This window comes from Bifidobacterium stellenboschense, from assembly GCF_000741785.1.
GTDB lineage: Bacteria > Actinomycetota > Actinomycetes > Actinomycetales > Bifidobacteriaceae > Bifidobacterium > Bifidobacterium stellenboschense.
On sequence record NZ_JGZP01000009.1, the window covers coordinates 1 to 14,995 of the forward strand.

Annotated in this window: 11 protein-coding genes and 1 pseudogene; 8 read left to right on the top strand and 4 right to left on the bottom strand. The window is 67.3% G+C overall.

Going from position 1 to position 14,995, the window contains the following annotated elements; translation table 11 throughout:
- The first annotated feature begins 171 nt into the window (after positions 1-171).
- On the top strand, positions 172-2,052 hold the full coding sequence (locus BSTEL_RS03340) for a SpaA isopeptide-forming pilin-related protein (protein ID WP_034527141.1): 1,881 nt from the start codon (positions 172-174) through the stop codon (positions 2,050-2,052).
- Between the two features lie 470 nt (positions 2,053-2,522).
- Here BSTEL_RS03340 and BSTEL_RS03345 read toward each other — a convergent pair whose 3' ends face one another.
- Positions 2,523-3,917 (bottom strand): NCS2 family permease, encoded by a 1,395-nt coding sequence (locus tag BSTEL_RS03345; RefSeq protein WP_034527143.1) that lies wholly within the window; start codon positions 3,915-3,917, stop codon positions 2,523-2,525.
- 261 nt (positions 3,918-4,178) lie between these two features.
- Here BSTEL_RS03345 and BSTEL_RS03350 point away from each other — a divergent pair, with 261 nt between their 5' ends.
- From BSTEL_RS03350 to BSTEL_RS03375, 6 genes are all read left to right on the top strand, one after another.
- The gene (locus BSTEL_RS03350) at positions 4,179-4,991 is read left to right on the top strand and encodes a hypothetical protein (RefSeq protein WP_034527145.1); all 813 of its coding nucleotides are present in this window, start codon (positions 4,179-4,181) and stop codon (positions 4,989-4,991) included.
- A gap of 507 nt (positions 4,992-5,498) precedes the next feature.
- The gene (rplJ, locus tag BSTEL_RS03355) at positions 5,499-6,020 is read left to right on the top strand and encodes a 50S ribosomal protein L10 (protein ID WP_034527148.1); all 522 of its coding nucleotides are present in this window, start codon (positions 5,499-5,501) and stop codon (positions 6,018-6,020) included.
- Positions 6,021-6,150: 130 nt separating this feature from the next.
- Positions 6,151-6,531: a 50S ribosomal protein L7/L12 gene (gene rplL, locus BSTEL_RS03360; protein WP_034527151.1), complete on the top strand. Its 381-nt coding sequence runs from the start codon at positions 6,151-6,153 to the stop codon at positions 6,529-6,531.
- 215 nt (positions 6,532-6,746) lie between these two features.
- The gene (locus BSTEL_RS03365) at positions 6,747-8,243 is read left to right on the top strand and encodes an FHA domain-containing protein (RefSeq protein ID WP_034527152.1); all 1,497 of its coding nucleotides are present in this window, start codon (positions 6,747-6,749) and stop codon (positions 8,241-8,243) included.
- Positions 8,244-8,257: 14 nt separating this feature from the next.
- A complete protein-coding gene (locus BSTEL_RS03370) occupies positions 8,258-11,866 on the top strand; it encodes a helicase (protein ID WP_034527153.1) in 3,609 nt (1,202 codons plus the stop codon).
- Positions 11,863-12,063 (top strand): hypothetical protein, encoded by a 201-nt coding sequence (locus BSTEL_RS03375; RefSeq protein WP_034527155.1) that lies wholly within the window; start codon positions 11,863-11,865, stop codon positions 12,061-12,063. Before BSTEL_RS03370 ends, BSTEL_RS03375 begins: the two co-directional genes overlap by 4 nt.
- Positions 12,064-12,137: 74 nt before the next feature.
- Here BSTEL_RS03375 and BSTEL_RS03380 read toward each other — a convergent pair whose 3' ends face one another.
- The 3 genes from BSTEL_RS03380 to BSTEL_RS03390 form a co-directional block, all read right to left on the bottom strand.
- Positions 12,138-12,827 (bottom strand): SAF domain-containing protein, encoded by a 690-nt coding sequence (locus tag BSTEL_RS03380; protein WP_162178974.1) that lies wholly within the window; start codon positions 12,825-12,827, stop codon positions 12,138-12,140.
- Positions 12,828-13,088: 261 nt separating this feature from the next.
- Positions 13,089-13,274, bottom strand: coding sequence for an FmdB family zinc ribbon protein (locus tag BSTEL_RS03385; RefSeq protein ID WP_034527156.1), 186 nt, complete (start codon positions 13,272-13,274; stop codon positions 13,089-13,091).
- Positions 13,275-13,446: 172 nt separating this feature from the next.
- Positions 13,447-14,169, bottom strand: a complete 723-nt coding sequence (locus BSTEL_RS03390; RefSeq protein ID WP_084686085.1) for a 5-formyltetrahydrofolate cyclo-ligase — start codon at positions 14,167-14,169, stop codon at positions 13,447-13,449.
- A gap of 79 nt (positions 14,170-14,248) precedes the next feature.
- Here BSTEL_RS03390 and BSTEL_RS03395 point away from each other — a divergent pair.
- A pseudogene (locus BSTEL_RS03395) lies at positions 14,249-14,911 on the top strand (GNAT family N-acetyltransferase); the annotation flags it as partial.
- Positions 14,912-14,995: the final 84 nt, after the last annotated feature.

A 14,995-nucleotide genomic window follows, 5' to 3' on the forward strand; every position in this document is an offset into this window, starting at 1 on the left:
CCCCTCCCGCCCCCGCTGGCGGGGGCTGTCGGCGAAGCCGACTGGGGGTGGTCAGCGGTCACAACAACACCCCACACACAACAACCAAACTGTTTGCGAACCACGTCCGGTAATGTCTCCGGCCCCGCGGTCCGCAGCTAGGAAACCAAGGAATCAAGAAAGAAGAATCCCATGAAGATGAGGAAACTGTTCGCCGGCCTCGCCGCCGCCGCGACGATGCTCGGCGGCCTCGCCCTCGGCGCCGCCACCGCCAACGCCGACGAGCCGGCCGCCGCCGATCAAGTCACCTTCGGCACCACCATCACGCTGAAGGGCGAGGAGGCCGCACTGCAAGGCCGCACGTTCAAAGCCGTCAAGCTCGCCGACTACGGCGAGGCGTCGCTTGACCCGGCCGGCATCGCGGTGACGACCACGACCGACAACAGCCTGCAGTCCGCAATCGAGACCGCGCTGACCGACGCCACGAGCGGCGCCACCGGCGACTCGAAGTACACGAAGGCCGACGATGGCGACGCGATGGCATGGGTCGCGCAGCACCTCAACGATTCAGGCAGCGCCCCATGGTCGGGCCAGCTGCGCAAGTTCGTGCAGAACGTGGCCTCCTCCTCCGCATACCAGAACGCCACGGCCGCCGGCCAGTGGGGCACCTCGCTGGGCGATGACGATACCACCGGCAAGAAGACCCTTACCGTGAGCGGCCTCGATAAGGGCCTCTACCTCATCACCGACTCCACCACCTATCCGATGGGTGATGGCGCGGGCAAGACGTGGACGCGTTCCATCCCGATTCTCGTGGGCACCGGCGTCTTCAAGGACGCCGCGATGACCAAGCCGCTGCTGACGACCGGTTCGGACGGCACCGCCATGGTCAAGAACAACGAGATCCCGCTGATCAAGACCGTGGAGAAGGTCAGCGTCCCGAACGGCCAGTTCGCGAAATACACGGTGGACAGCAAGGTGCCGAACTACGTCGGCTACAAGACGGACACCTACACCTACAACTTCGTGGATACGCTCGAAGCCAACAAGCTCGCCTTCCCCACCGAAAAAGTCAACGGCACGGATACCGTGACGGCCAAGTCCATCGGTCTGAAGATCGTCATCACCCCGACGCAGGGCCAGTCCGTCACCATCGACCCGGCTAACGACGCCGACGCCCACGCCGATTGGTATGAATTCACCGATGCGAACACCACCGCCTTCACCGTGAAGCTCAAGAAGTTCATCGACGTGCACGCCGGCACCGTCCAGACGAAGGACCAGAGCGGTACCCCCGTCAACGTGTACTCGGTCAACGACACCGACTGGTCCGGCGCGACCGTGGCCATCACCTACAAGGCCAAGGTGCTGGACGCCGCCTACCAGAAGGGCGCGGACAACGACATCAAGGTGCAGTACTCGAACAACCCGTCCGTCAACTCGTCCGCCGCAGCTCCGGACTACACCGAGCGCGAGGACCACGAGAAGGTGTTCAACTTCGACTACCAGATCGTGAAGAAGGACAAGGAGAGCAAGGCCCCGCTGCAGAACGCCAAGTTCAAGCTCACCGGTCAGGGCGACAACGCGGGCTTCACCACGGAGGCGACCTCCGACGCTCAGGGCGTGGCCAAGTTCACCGGCCTCGCCGAAGGCAAGTATCTGGTCGAGGAGACCGAGGTGCCCTCCGGCCACATCAATGCCGGCCTCAAGTACTACCTCACCATCACGCCCGAATACAACACGGAGAACGCCACCAAGATCAATGGCGACCCCTACCAGCGCAAGGTCTCCGTCTCCAAGGTGACCTACAAGGTGGAGGACGTGACCGGAGGCGCGTGGGTGTCCGGCAAGTACGTCAACGGCGGAACCGTCGAGAACGCCGTCACTCCCGCCGACGAGACGACCAAGATCGTCACGTCGATGGACGTGCTCAACGTGACCAACATCACGCAGCTGCCGCTGACCGGTGCGGCTGGCGTCGCGCTGTTCGCGGTGCTCGCCCTGCTCCTCGCGGGTGCGGGCGCGGTCGTCTCCTTCAAGTCCCGTTCCACCAAGCGCGCCCTGAACGCGTGACGGACGCCGACTGATCGGCGACCGGCCGGCGTCCCGACCGTCGATCAACCGGTCGCCGTCCTATCGGCGGGCTTGACTCACTGACGGTCGGCCAGCCGACGATACGCATGATGCCGGCACGTGGGATTCCCACGTGCCGGCATCATGCTATATGCACGCCCCCGTGCCAAACACCCGTTATTCGCTCTTTACAGTGCGAAACACCCGTTTCGAGGGGGTCGAACCGTCCATTTGGCGCTGTAGATACCTGATAACGGGTGTTTCAGCCGGGAAAGGACAGCGGCCTGGCCTTGGCGCAGTCTCGGTCTGGTATCGCCCGGTCCCTCTGGCCTAAGCTCCCTGATCCGTCCCTGATTCGGCCTCCGGAGACGGAAAGACCCCGCCGAAGCGGGGTCCAGCCACCAGGCATCATGATGAACCAGCCGGCGGCCGCCACGTGACCAGCCGACCGTCATCACACGATCACGCGATCACAGAATCGCCATGCACACGAAGTCGATGACGAACAGCGCGGCCACGACCCAGATGATCGGGTGGACGTCCTTGGCCTTGCCCTTGCAGGTCTTCACGATGCAGTACATGATGAAGCCGCCGGCGATGCCATAGGAGATCGAGTAGGAGAACGCCATGAACGCGGTGGCGAAGAACGCCGGGATCGCGTCCTCGATGTTCGTCCAATCCACTTCCTTGAGGGAGGCGGCCATCATGCAGCCGACGATCACGAGCACGCCGGCGGTCGCGGCGGACGGCACGGCGGAGATGACCGGTGCGAAGAAGATCGACAGCGCGAAGCAGATGGAGACGACCACGGAGGTCAGGCCGGTGCGGCCGCCCGCCGCGATGCCCGCGGAGGACTCCACGTAGGTGGTGGTGTTCGAGGTGCCGAAGATCGCGCCGATGGAGGTGGCGATCGAATCGGCGAACAGGGCCTTGTCCATCTTGGAGGAGAAGCCGGAGCCGTTCTCCAGCGCCTTCTCGTCCTCAAGGGAGAAGATGCCGGTGCGGCGGCCGGTGCCGAGGAACGTGCCGAGCGTGTCGAACGTGTCGGACATGGAGAATGCGAAGATCGTGACGATCACGAGCGGCAGCTTCGCCGGGTCGGAGAACAGCGCCGGGAAGCCCTGCGGCGTGAAGATCGCGCCGAACGTGGTCGGCAGTTCGGAGAACGTCTGCGACAGGGACTGCGAGGAGCCGAAGTTGGTCACGCCGAACGGGATGCCGACGATCGTGGTGATGATGATGGCGAGCAGCATGCCGCCCTTGACCTTCATCACGGTGAACACGACGGCGAGCAGCAGGCCGATGAGGAACACCCACAGCACCGGGGTGTTGAACGTGGCGAGACCCGGCGTCGCGGCGGTGGCGAGACCCTTGCCGGCGGCCTTCGTGTCCTTCGGGGTGAAGGTGATCAGGCCGACGTTGAGCATGCCCACGTAGGCGACGAACAGGCCGATGCCGCCGCCGATCGCCTGCTGCAGCTGCTCGGGGATCGCCATGATGATCATCTTGCGGATCTTCGTGACGGTGATGAGGATGTTGATCAGGCCGCACAGGAACACCATGCACATCGTCTCCTGCCAGGTGAAGCCGAGGCCGAAGCAGACGGTGTAGGTGAAGAACGCGTTGAGGCCCATGCCGGCCGCCTGCGCGTACGGCACGTTGGCGAACAGGCCCATGACGAGCGTGCCGATGATCGCCGCGATGATCGTGGCAAGGAAGACGCCGCCCCACGGCATGCCCGTGGACGACAGGATCTGCGGGTTGACGACGATGATGTACGCCATCGCGAAGAACGTGGTCAGACCGGCCAGAATCTCGGTCGAGACCGTCGTGCCGTTCTCCTTCAGATGGAAGAACTTCTCCATATTCTCTTCTTTCCTTGGGTTGTGTGGAGACCATGGGTTGTGTGGAGACCATGCCTCCGGCGAGAATCGCGACTCGCCTTGTCCATCGCGGGCCATGCCCGGGCCGGACCGTGCCGATTATAGCGCGGGCGTATTGCCGGGCATCGGCGGCGGCGGGATTAGACTGGGGCGCGGAACGCACGGTCCCGCATGATGGATGGGGCCGCGGCCGGCGCACGTTCGCCGGCATGAGGACGATACGGCAGGGGAGAGGAGAGCATCATGGGGAAGACGGCCGTCGAGGTGTCGATCCGCAGCTGGAAGAAGAACGCGGTGAGGCCGGGGACGGAGCGTGGCCGCGTGCTGCTCATGCCGGGCACCGGCTACAACTGCGACCGTCCGCTGCTGTACTGGTCGGCGCAGGCGCTCGTCGAGAACGGCTGGCGCGTGGACCGTATGAATGTGCGTAACGCCTCCGACGACCTGTCGACGGTGATTCCGGTGCTCAATAAGGCGATCGACGGATGGGTGGCGTCCGCGCGCGCCGACGCGGCGAAGACGCGCGCCGCGGCAACCTCCGTCGACGCCGTTGACGCCGGTCCGGCGGCGTCCGGCCCGTCGCCGCGGCTGCTGCTCATCGGCAAATCGTTGACGACGATGACCTATCCGCACGTCGCCACGAGCTACGGTCTGCCGTTCGTGCTGCTGACGCCGGTCCTGCATCACGCGGACTTCGACCCGTCCGCGCGCGTCATTCCGGTGCCGCGCGTCGGCGACGACATCATGGCGGAACCGGACGCGCCGGCGGTCGGCGTCGCGCGCGCGGTCGTCGACGGCGACGCCGCCTCGCTCGCGGGCGGCGAGGCGGAGCTGGAACGGTGGCGCACGTCGCGCTATCCCGGTCCGGCGCCGCTCGTGTGCGCCGGCACCGCCGATCCGTTCTATGACCGTGCGCGCGCGGACGCGTTGACCCCGCACGTGCACGAATACCCGGATGCGAACCATTCGATCGAGGTGCCCGGCCACTGGCGCCGCTCCCTCGACTATCTCAAGGAGGTCGCCGCTTCCGTATCCCAATACGCCGCCACGATCTGACGCCGTTACCCGCCCCGTTGGCGGGGGCTGTCGGCGGAGCCGACTGGGGGTGGTCGTGGATGTCGCGATATCACCCTCAGTCCGCCTTCGGCGGCCAGCTCCCGCCAGCGGGAGCGAAACGGCCGAGCGGCGGCAGCCGTGAGGCAGGGAATCGTCACGGCGACACGCTGCCGGGCCGTGGGTGGACGGTCCGGTGGACCGTCCATAGGTCCGGCCGAGCGGCGGCAGCCGTGAGGCGGGGAATTGGCACGGCGACACGCCGTGTCCTTTATTGTCCGCCATCCCACGTAACTTATCCCTTCGTAAACCACAGACCGTTGGTTGAGGTGCGCGCGAGTGCATCTTCGAAGTTCGGCATGCCGAGCCAACGCAGGTTGAGAGATATAAGCCCATTTACGGGTGAGCCGGAAACGGCCTTATGTTGCTCTGCCTGCGCGCAGGGCTTTTTCTATTGCCCGGTGGGGCGTTCCGAACCTCAGGTCAACGGCCGACTTAGGAAGGAACGCCATGAAGAGGCCCGAAAAGGAAGCGGTGGTCGCTCAGCTTACGGCTCAGTTCCGTGATGCTGACGCGGTCTACCTGACCGAGTACCGCGGGCTTACCGTTCCGCAGATTTCCGATCTGCGTGAAAAGCTAGGCCGCGATACTTCCTACACTGTGGCAAAGAACACGCTGGCACGCATCGCCGCCAAGGAAGCGGGCATCGAGGGTCTCGACGAGATTCTCGCCGGCCCGACCGCCATCACCTTCGTGAAGGGCGACTTCATCGAGGCTGCGAAGACCATCCGTGACTTCGCCAAGGAGAACAAAGCCCTCATCATCAAGGGCGGCTATGCCGATGGCACCGTCTACGACGCTGAAGGCGCCACCAAGCTGGCGGATCTCAAGTCCCGCCCGCAGCTGCTCGCCGAGTTCGCCGGCGACATCAAGGCTACGATGTCCAAGGCCGCGTACCTGTTCAACGCTCTGCCGACCAAGGCCGTGCGTACGATCGATGCGCTGCGCGAGAAGCAGGAGAAGGCCGCCTGATTCATGTCTGGCCGGGGTTCGTCCCCGCCGCATGAGCCGAACGGTCATAACTGAAAAGAAACCAAGTTTTTAGGTGACGGGCACACCTCTTCACATCCCGTCCGTCGCCAAAGATCGAAAGGAAGCCATAATGGCTAAGTACACCAACGATGAGCTGCTGGAAGCCTTCGGCGAGATGACCCTGGTCGAGCTCTCCGAGTTCGTCAAGGCCTTCGAGGAGAAGTTCGACGTCGAGGCCGCCGCCCCGGTCGCCGCCGTTGCCGCCGTTGCCGGTGCCGCCGCTCCGGCCGAGGAGGAGAAGGACGAGTTCGACGTCATCCTCTCCGCCGTTGGCGACAAGAAGATCCAGGTCATCAAGGCCGTCCGCGCCATCACCAACCTGGGCCTCGCCGATGCCAAGGGCCTCGTCGACTCCGCCCCGAAGGCCGTCCTCGAGAAGGCCAAGAAGGAAGACGCCGAGAAGGCCAAGGAGCAGCTCGAGGCCGCTGGCGCCACCGTCGAGCTCAAGTAATGCACGCGGTCGGGAAGGCCGCTCGTTACCAGCTTCGCACGAGTCTTCGTGCAGGAACCCCGCATCCGTCGTTTCGGATGCGGGGTTTCCCGTATTCCGGGCGGGTGTTTTCGCAGAGATTCTGTCGATTCGTCGGACGATAATGCGAACAAATGCACCGGGGCATGACACAATAGGAAATAGTGCGTGAAATCATCAGAAAGGAAGGCCGCGCGGTGAGTGAGCAGACGGCGAGCCAGTGGCGATTGAAGGTCGCGGGCGGAGACCAGGTGAACGTGCGTCCGGGCGAAAGCTTGGAAATCGGCCGCAAGCCGCTGCGTCCTCTGCCGGACGAGGGCGTCGCCCGTCTGGAGATCGACGATGCGACCAAATCCATGTCGAAGCGTCACGCCCGCTTCTCCGTGGCGGCGGATGGAAGCGCGGTGCTGCGCGACCTGAATTCGACGAACGGCTCCTACGTGGTCACCGAGAAGGCGGAGCTCATGCGCCTGCCCGCCGGCCGCGACGTGCCGCTGCCGTCGTCGCCGATGCGCATCCAGTTCGGCGACGTGCCGGTCGACTTCGTGCGCATCGAGCCGGACACGACTCCCGAGCCGAAAGTGCCGAACCTGTTCGACTATTCCGCGTCCACGACGGTCCGGCAGGAGCCGGATGCCGCCGACATGTCCGTCGACGAGATTCTCGACCTGCGTGCGGGCGAGCCGACGGCGGTGTTCAACGCGCAGCATGCGCGTCACGCGGCCGCCGGTTCGCCGCTCGAACGCATCGCCGACATTGAGCCGCTCACGTACGCGCAGGTCACGTCGGCGGTCGACGCGCACGACGAGGACGACAAGCCGCCGATCGTGTTCTCCGAAGCGGACTCCCGCACCGACCTGCCGGTCACGCCGGCCGCATCCGTGTCGCCCGTCGCCGCACCCGGCGCGACGGTCGACACGGCCTCCGCGACGACCGCCGCCGTCGCGCCCTCCGCGCAGGAACCTCCCGCGGATTCGGTGCCGTTGCACGTCGTCAAGGCGATCGATCCGGGCTTGCCGCGCAACCTGTTCGTCGACGCGATGAACAAGCCCGCCGAAACGCCGGCCGCGGCGCCCGCCTCGACGGACGGAGCCGCCTCCGCCGACACGACCACGCCGATCGTCGTCGGCACGACGCACGCCGCGACGGCCGTCGCACCGGTCGCGGCGGCCCGCGGCACGATCCCGCGTGTCGCCCTGCCCGCGGCGAAACCGAAGGTCGAACTGCCCGCCGCGACGCCCGCCGGCGACGTGACGCCCGCCGCGCAGCCATCCGACGAGGCCGTCTCCGATGCGGCGACCGTCACGTTCACGCCGATGGACGATGCGTCCGGCGCCGCCGACCCGACCGCGGTCGCCGCGGATGGATTCGAGGATGACGCGACCGGCGTCTACACGCCCGCCTTCGAACCCGGATCCGTGTTCGACAAGGTCTCCAAAGGCGAATTCGACAAGCCGCAGGCCCCGATGGTCGAAGTCGACGGCCTCACCTCCGAGGACGCGCGCCACACCACCGACATGACCCTCCAGTTCGAGATGGCCCGCCATCCGGAACTGCTGCCCTTCCTCGCGATGAACCCGGCCCTGTACGACGACCTCTACGCCTGGCTCGCCGCGCAGGGCGACGCCGACATCGACGAGGCGCTCGCGCACAACGTGGGCTATCAGGACTATCGTGAAGCGACAGGAAAGTGAAGGAGAGCGGATCGATGAGCGCACAATCCACGAAGCCCACGCTCGACTGGCTCCGACAGTGGCATGACCAGTACAAGGCGTCGCTGGTGCCGTCCCCTCTGGAAGACATCAACCAGCTCGCCGCCCAGCTCGACCTGACGCACGCGCACCCGTCGGGCATCGCCCAGCTGTTCGCCTCCGGGCATGTCACGCTCGAATCGCTGTTCCGCGACAACGGCATGCTGCGCGCCGCCGAACGCCGTCTCGGCCGCGTGCTCGACGACCGTTCCGCCAAGAAGCGCGTGAGCGGCGTCGCCGAACTGTCGCTCGTCGTCGGCGTCGCCACCTGGCACGGCAACGCGCGGCCCGTCCTGCTCTACCCGGTGCAGGCGGTCTCCTCCGAGACGCCCGGACAGTCGACGATCACGTTCACCGGCACCGTCGCGCTCAACGCCTCGTTCGTCGACGCGATGCACGAGGCCGGCGTCGAACTCGACGAGGACTACCTGTTCGACGGCTCCCATTACGCGTCCGGCACGCCGGAGACCTCCGCCGTGTTCGCCGAGATCACGAAGCGCGCGAAGCAGATGGTCGGCGACTTCAACATCGAACGGCACATCATCCTCGGCTGCTTCGTCGAACCGGCGGCGCAGATCCTCAGCGAGACGCAGCGCATCATCGACCAGCTGGGCGAAGGTCCCAGCGGCAACACGCTGCTCGACGCGCTCGCCGGCGACAAGGACGCGGCCGCGACCCTGCGCGGCGCGCCGATTCCCGACTACAGTCCGTTCGACGCCGACCCGCACAGCGAATACGAGATCGGCGACGTCGACAACACGGTGCGCTACGCCGCCCAGCTCGCCGCCTCCGGCCACAGCGTCGCCGTCGACGGCGCCGTCGGCAAGGACACGGTCGAACAGGCCGCCGCCATCGCCACCCGATGCGTGATGAACGGCCGCACCGTGCTGTACGCGCCCGGCGTGGCCGAGCAGAAGCGCCGTTTCCTGCAGGTCATGCGCGCCAACGAGACGTCCGGCATGGTGCTCGACATCGCCGACGAGCATGCGAACGCCGACATCGACCGTCAGCTCATCACCGCCGTCGGATTCCAGTCCGGCGTGGCCACGCAGCACTTCGACCAGCTGGCCGACGAGCTCGTTGGCGTGCGCTCCCGTCTCACCCGCTATCTGGGCGACCTGCACGGGGTGAGCGAGAAGTGGGGCGTGTCCGCCTATCAGACCATCCAGAACCTGGCCGCGATCTCCGTGGCGCCCACGCACCCCGCGACCCACGTGCGCCTGTCCGAGAACACGGCGCGCCGCATCGCCGGGCACATCGACGAGTGGACGGCGAAGCTCGAACGCGCCGCCGAGGTCGGCGAATACACGATCGGCCCCGACGACACCGCCTGGTACAAGGCGTCGCTCACCAGCGAGCAGGACGCGGTGGACGCCTACCAGCGCGTCGTCGACCTGCTGCAGAAGGTGCTGCCCGCCGTGCGCGAGCACGTCGCCGCCACCGTGCAGGCGTGCGGCTTCCCCGTGCCCACCACCGCGCGCGAATGGTCGCGCCAGATCATCGTCCTCAAGAACCTGAGGCGCGTGCTCGACGTGTTCCAGCCGGAGATCTTCGAACGCGACATCGACGCGATGATCGAAGCGACCAAGTCGAAGGCCGACCGCAAGGCGGAAGGCACGACGATGGGATTCTGGGAGCGCCGCCGCCATACGCGCGAGGCGAAGTCCCTGCTGCGCGTCGGCGCGCAGGTCGAGGACCTGCACGCCGCGCTCGTCATCGTCAGGAAGCAGTCCGATCAGTGGCGTTCGCTCGTCCCGCACGGCGGATGGCCGGTGCTGCCGCCCAAACTCGACCAGATGATCACCGCGCAGGAGACCATGTCGCGCGACATGACCGCGCTCGACACGGTGCTCAACACGACGCCCAAGGGTGGTGAACTCGAATCCCGCGACTTCAACGAGGTGGAAAGCCGGCTCAAGGCCCTCTACGACGACCACAAGTCGCTCGACGACCTGCCCGAACGCTGCCGTCTCGAACAGGAGTTCCAGGCCGCCGGCCTCAACGACCTCGTCGCCGACTTCTCCAACCGCCACGTAATGTCCGCCGCGGTGGGAGCCGAACTCCAGCTCGCCTGGTGGACCACCGTGTTCGAGGACATCGTCCGCTCCTCGCCGATCATCTCCAACCAGGACGGCTCCGTGCTCGCCAACGCGACCGAACGCTTCGAACAGGTCGACGTCGAACACGTGCGCTCCATCGGACCGATGGTCGCCCAGGAGTCGATGCGCCGCCTGTGCGACCTGCTGTTCGCCCGCACGCAGGAGGCGAACCTGCTGCACACGAAGCTCGCCGGCCGCGGCCACATGCCGCTCGACCGGATCCGCCGCGACCACGCGGAGATTCTCGCCGCCGCCAAGCCGATCCTCATGGCCACGCCGGACACGCTCGCCTCGCTCACCGAGCCGAAGCCGCTCGCCGACGTCGCCATCATCGACGCGTGCGCGCACATCCCCGCCATCCAACTGCTCAGCATCGTCGTGCGCGTCAAGCAGATCGTCGTCATCGCGCACCGCGGCACCGTCACCTGCCCGGGCCTCAAACGTCTCATCGACGCGCTGCCCGTCGTCGAGGTGAAGTCGCATCCGGTGCGCCGCGCGCCAAGGCTCGGCGCCTTCCTCGAATCCGAAGGATACGGCGCCGTCCGCTACGACGTGTGCACCGACGGCGCGCGCGGCCACATCGCCTACCACAAGGTCGAGGCGACCGGCACGCCCGTGTTCGCCACCGGACTGGTCGAATCCAGCCAGCAGGAGATCGACGAGGTGGTGCGGCTCATCACCGAGCGCGCCCGCTCGTTCACGATCGTGCCCGCCAGCTACCTGCTCACCGTGGTCTCGCTCACCGACGTGTTCCGCGTGCGTCTCGGCGCCGAACTCAAGGCGCTCGCCTCCAAGGACAAGTCGATGAACAGCTTCCTGCGGCACGTGCGCCTCGTCGGCATCCGCGAGGTGGCCGGCGCCCGCGCCACCGACGTGATCCTCTCGATGTGCTACGCGAAGACGTCGCACGGCCGTCTGCTCCAGCAGTTCGGCGCGTTGGAGGACCAGGGCGGACGCGGCATGCTGCTCGACGCGCTCGCGCTCGCCGACCATCACGTCGACATCGTCGCCGCGTTCACCTCCGACGAGATGGAGGATGAGCGCATCCATACGCCCGGCGTGAAACTCCTCAAGACGCTGCTGGCATGGGCGGAGCATCTGCCGGAGGAGCCGGCGCTGCCGTCCTGCCGCGAATCCGGCAAGAACACGCTGTTCAACGATCTCGCGGACCGCATCCGCGCCCGCGGACTCGACGTCGCCATCGACTACGGCTACGACAACGGCCTGACCATCCCGATGGCCGTCGGACTCAAAGGCAAGCCGTTCGCGCTCGCCGTGCTCACCGACGACGCCGGCTACATGTCCATCCAGTCGACGCGCGAACGCCACCGCATGCTCGCCTCCGACCTGATGATGCTCGGCTGGTCGGTCGTGACCGTGTGGAGCGTCGGCTCGTTCGTCAACCCGGAGAAGGAAGTCGACCGCATCGTCGCCAAGGTCGGCGAAATCTACCGGGAGGTGCAATGAGCGAGTACTCGTCCACCCGCCGCACGCCACGCAAGCACAAGCGCGTCGTGCGCGAGGGCACCGAACGGTTCGACGCCGACGGCGTCAAGCTGGAGCCTTCGGACATGATGACCGAACGCCAGCGCGAGGCCGACGACGACAAACGCATCCTGAACGAGCTGCCGCCGCACTGGGGCATCTTCAGCGAGAAGGGCTGAACGCGGCGCACCGGATCGAACATGGGGCGTCGCCCGCATCGGGGGCGTCGCCCCGACGGCCGGCGGGCGTGGCGTCACCGCGTCACGGCGACGATGGCGCCGAGTTCGGCCGACGCCATCACCCGTGCCGCCGCCTCGGGCGTCATCGCCATCGCGATGACCGACGTGCCGCCGCCGTTCTCGTCCCGTCGGGCGCGCGACATCACCAGCGCATCCCCTGCGAGCGTACATGCCGGCTCGTCCGCGCCCCCGGCTCCGACATTCCCGGTTTCGCCGCCACCGGTCCCGGTGCCCTCCGCAATGGAGGACGCGCAACCCGCTGCCGACACCAGCCGCACCGAGTCGCCGGCGACCAGCGTCGACGCGTCGTTCGCCACCGCCACCTCCAGCACCGTCCTGCCGGACGGCACGACCGGAGCGTCCCGCGCGTTCGTCGGGAACAACGGCTGCCGTTCCTCCAGATCGGTCTGCGCGACACGGCCGACCACGTCGTCCACATGCCCGAACGCGCCCGCGACGACGGGGGAGCGGGGCGTCTCCACCACGACCACATCATCCGCGCCGATCACGTCGCCGCGCCGCAGCGCATGCGCGGCGACGACCACATCCGTCGTGGCGACCAGCGCGTCCACCAGCAGCACGGACGCCACCGCAATGGCGATGACGCAGACGACCGCGGCGAGGCGCGCCAGCCGCGCACGGGCGCGACGGGCGGCGAGCGTGGGGCGTGTGAGCCTCGCCCAAGGCGCATCGGACATTCTCATACGTTCAGCGTCGGGCATCGGCGGCGGCGCGCGCAAGCCGTACGGACGATGTGGACAGCGCTCTCATAAATCTTCACATCCTGTTCGAACGCTGTCGGAGCGTGACGGCATCACGGCCGCCTCCACGACCACCTATCCCGCATACGACGAAGGCGGCGCGCCGGATGGAATCATCCGACACGCCGCCTTCCCACGATGCCCCCGCGACCGCGGTCATGCATCATCCCGCCCCGCGCGGAGGATTCCGGCGGGCGGCAAGACTCACTTCTTGCCGGAATCGGTGCGGTAGAAGCCGCTGCCCTTGAACTCGATCGGCACGGCGGAGAAGATCTTGCGCACCTGCTCCTCATGGCACTGGGGGCAGACGGTGATCGGCGCGTCATCGAACGACTGGCGCTCGGTGAAATCGTAGCCACAGCTCTTGCAACGGTAATGATAGGTAGGCAACGTAATCCTCCAACGAAACGAATCCGACCCGGAACGCCGCGGCGTGACCGCCCGGTTGGCGACCCTCGGCCGCGCATGTCCCGGCTTATGCAACCGTTCATATCCTAATCGTCCGCGCGACACGTCCGGCAGGAAGCGAACGCCGTCTTCCATCATGCGGAACAGGCGGCTCTCACGCGAACATCGTCACGCCGCCCGGCGTGAGCGCGCCGTCCACCGGCAGATCGTGCGGCTCGCGCGGTAGCGGCTCCGCATCCCCGTCCAGCAGCTCCCACGGCCAGCACACGGCGACGACCGGCGCATCCGGCGCACGATGCTCCAGCGCGCGGTCGTACCATCCGCCGCCACGGCCCAACCGCGTGCCCGACCGGTCCACCGCCAACGTGGGCACCACCACCAGAGCCGCCTCGCCCAACGCCTCGGGCGGCAACGTCGCGACCTGCGGCTCGTCCGGACGGAGCCGGCCCGGACCGGGCGCATCCATCGCATGCAGATCGTCCAGACCACGCAGCACGCCCCAGCCGACCTCCAAACCCGACCCCAGCAGCGGCACCAGCACGCGCGCGCCCGCGTCGAGCATCGCCGCCAGCAGCGGTCGCAGCTCGACCTCCGACCCCATCGACACGTAGGCCGCCACCGTCACGCCGTCGAGCGCGGGTGCGGTCGTGTCGTCTTCGTCGTCAGCGTCGCCGGTCAGCGTCTCGCGCACGTCCGCCGGCCACGGCAGGTCGCGCATGCGGGCCGCCAGACGCGCGCCCGCCTCGGCGCGCTCGCCGGCCGGCACCGCCTTGCGTCGCGCAATCGCCGCATGGCGCAGCCGGCGCTTCCTCTCCACGCGATCGGCGTCCGGCGTCGCCGCATCCTCGCCCATATGGTCGTCATGGTCGTCCGTCATCCGAGCGTCCTTTCCCGTATCCCATCCGTCATTCGTCGAGCGTCACCATACCCCGCCGGTTTTTCGCGCGCGTGGCACAATGGTGGGCGTGTCAGTATTCCAGACCCTCCGCCACGCGTTCGCACCGGCCGACCCGAACGCGATCCGCACGCCCGTCGTCCTCCATGCGCCGGCCGGGGCCGTGCCGATCACGCTGCGCACGATGACCATGGACGACGAGGACGCGTGGAGCGCGGTGCGGTGGGGCAACGAGGCGTGGCTCAAACCGTGGGAGTCCGGCGACCCGATGCACGGCCCAGGCATCACGTTCAACCAGTGGATGGCCATCCAGCGGCGCAACGAGGAGCGCGGCGCCGGCATCGTGTTCCTCATCGAACACCGCATGCGCATAGTCGGGCAGATCTCGATCGGCGCGATCACCTACGGCGCGATGCGCACCGGCGTCGTCGGCTACTGGGTGGCGCAGAATGCCGCCGGGCACGGCATCGCGCCCACCGCGCTCGCCATGCTCGCCGACTGGGCGATCGGCGACCCGACCGGCCCTCGGCTGCACCGGCTGGAGATCGCGATCCTGCCGGAGAACACGCGCTCCCTCGCCGTGGTGCGCAAGGTGGGCGCGCGGCATGAGGGCCTCCGCGCGAACTACATGTACGTGGCGGGCACGTGGCGGTCGCACGAGACGTTCAGCCTGCTCGCCGAAGACATGGGCGCGGGGTTCGCCGCACGGCTGGTCGCGGCGGGCGGCGACGTGTCCGCGATGGCCGTGGCGGGCGTCGCGGGCGCGTCCGCCACGCCGTCCGCGCCTACGCGGGCAATCGACACGCCG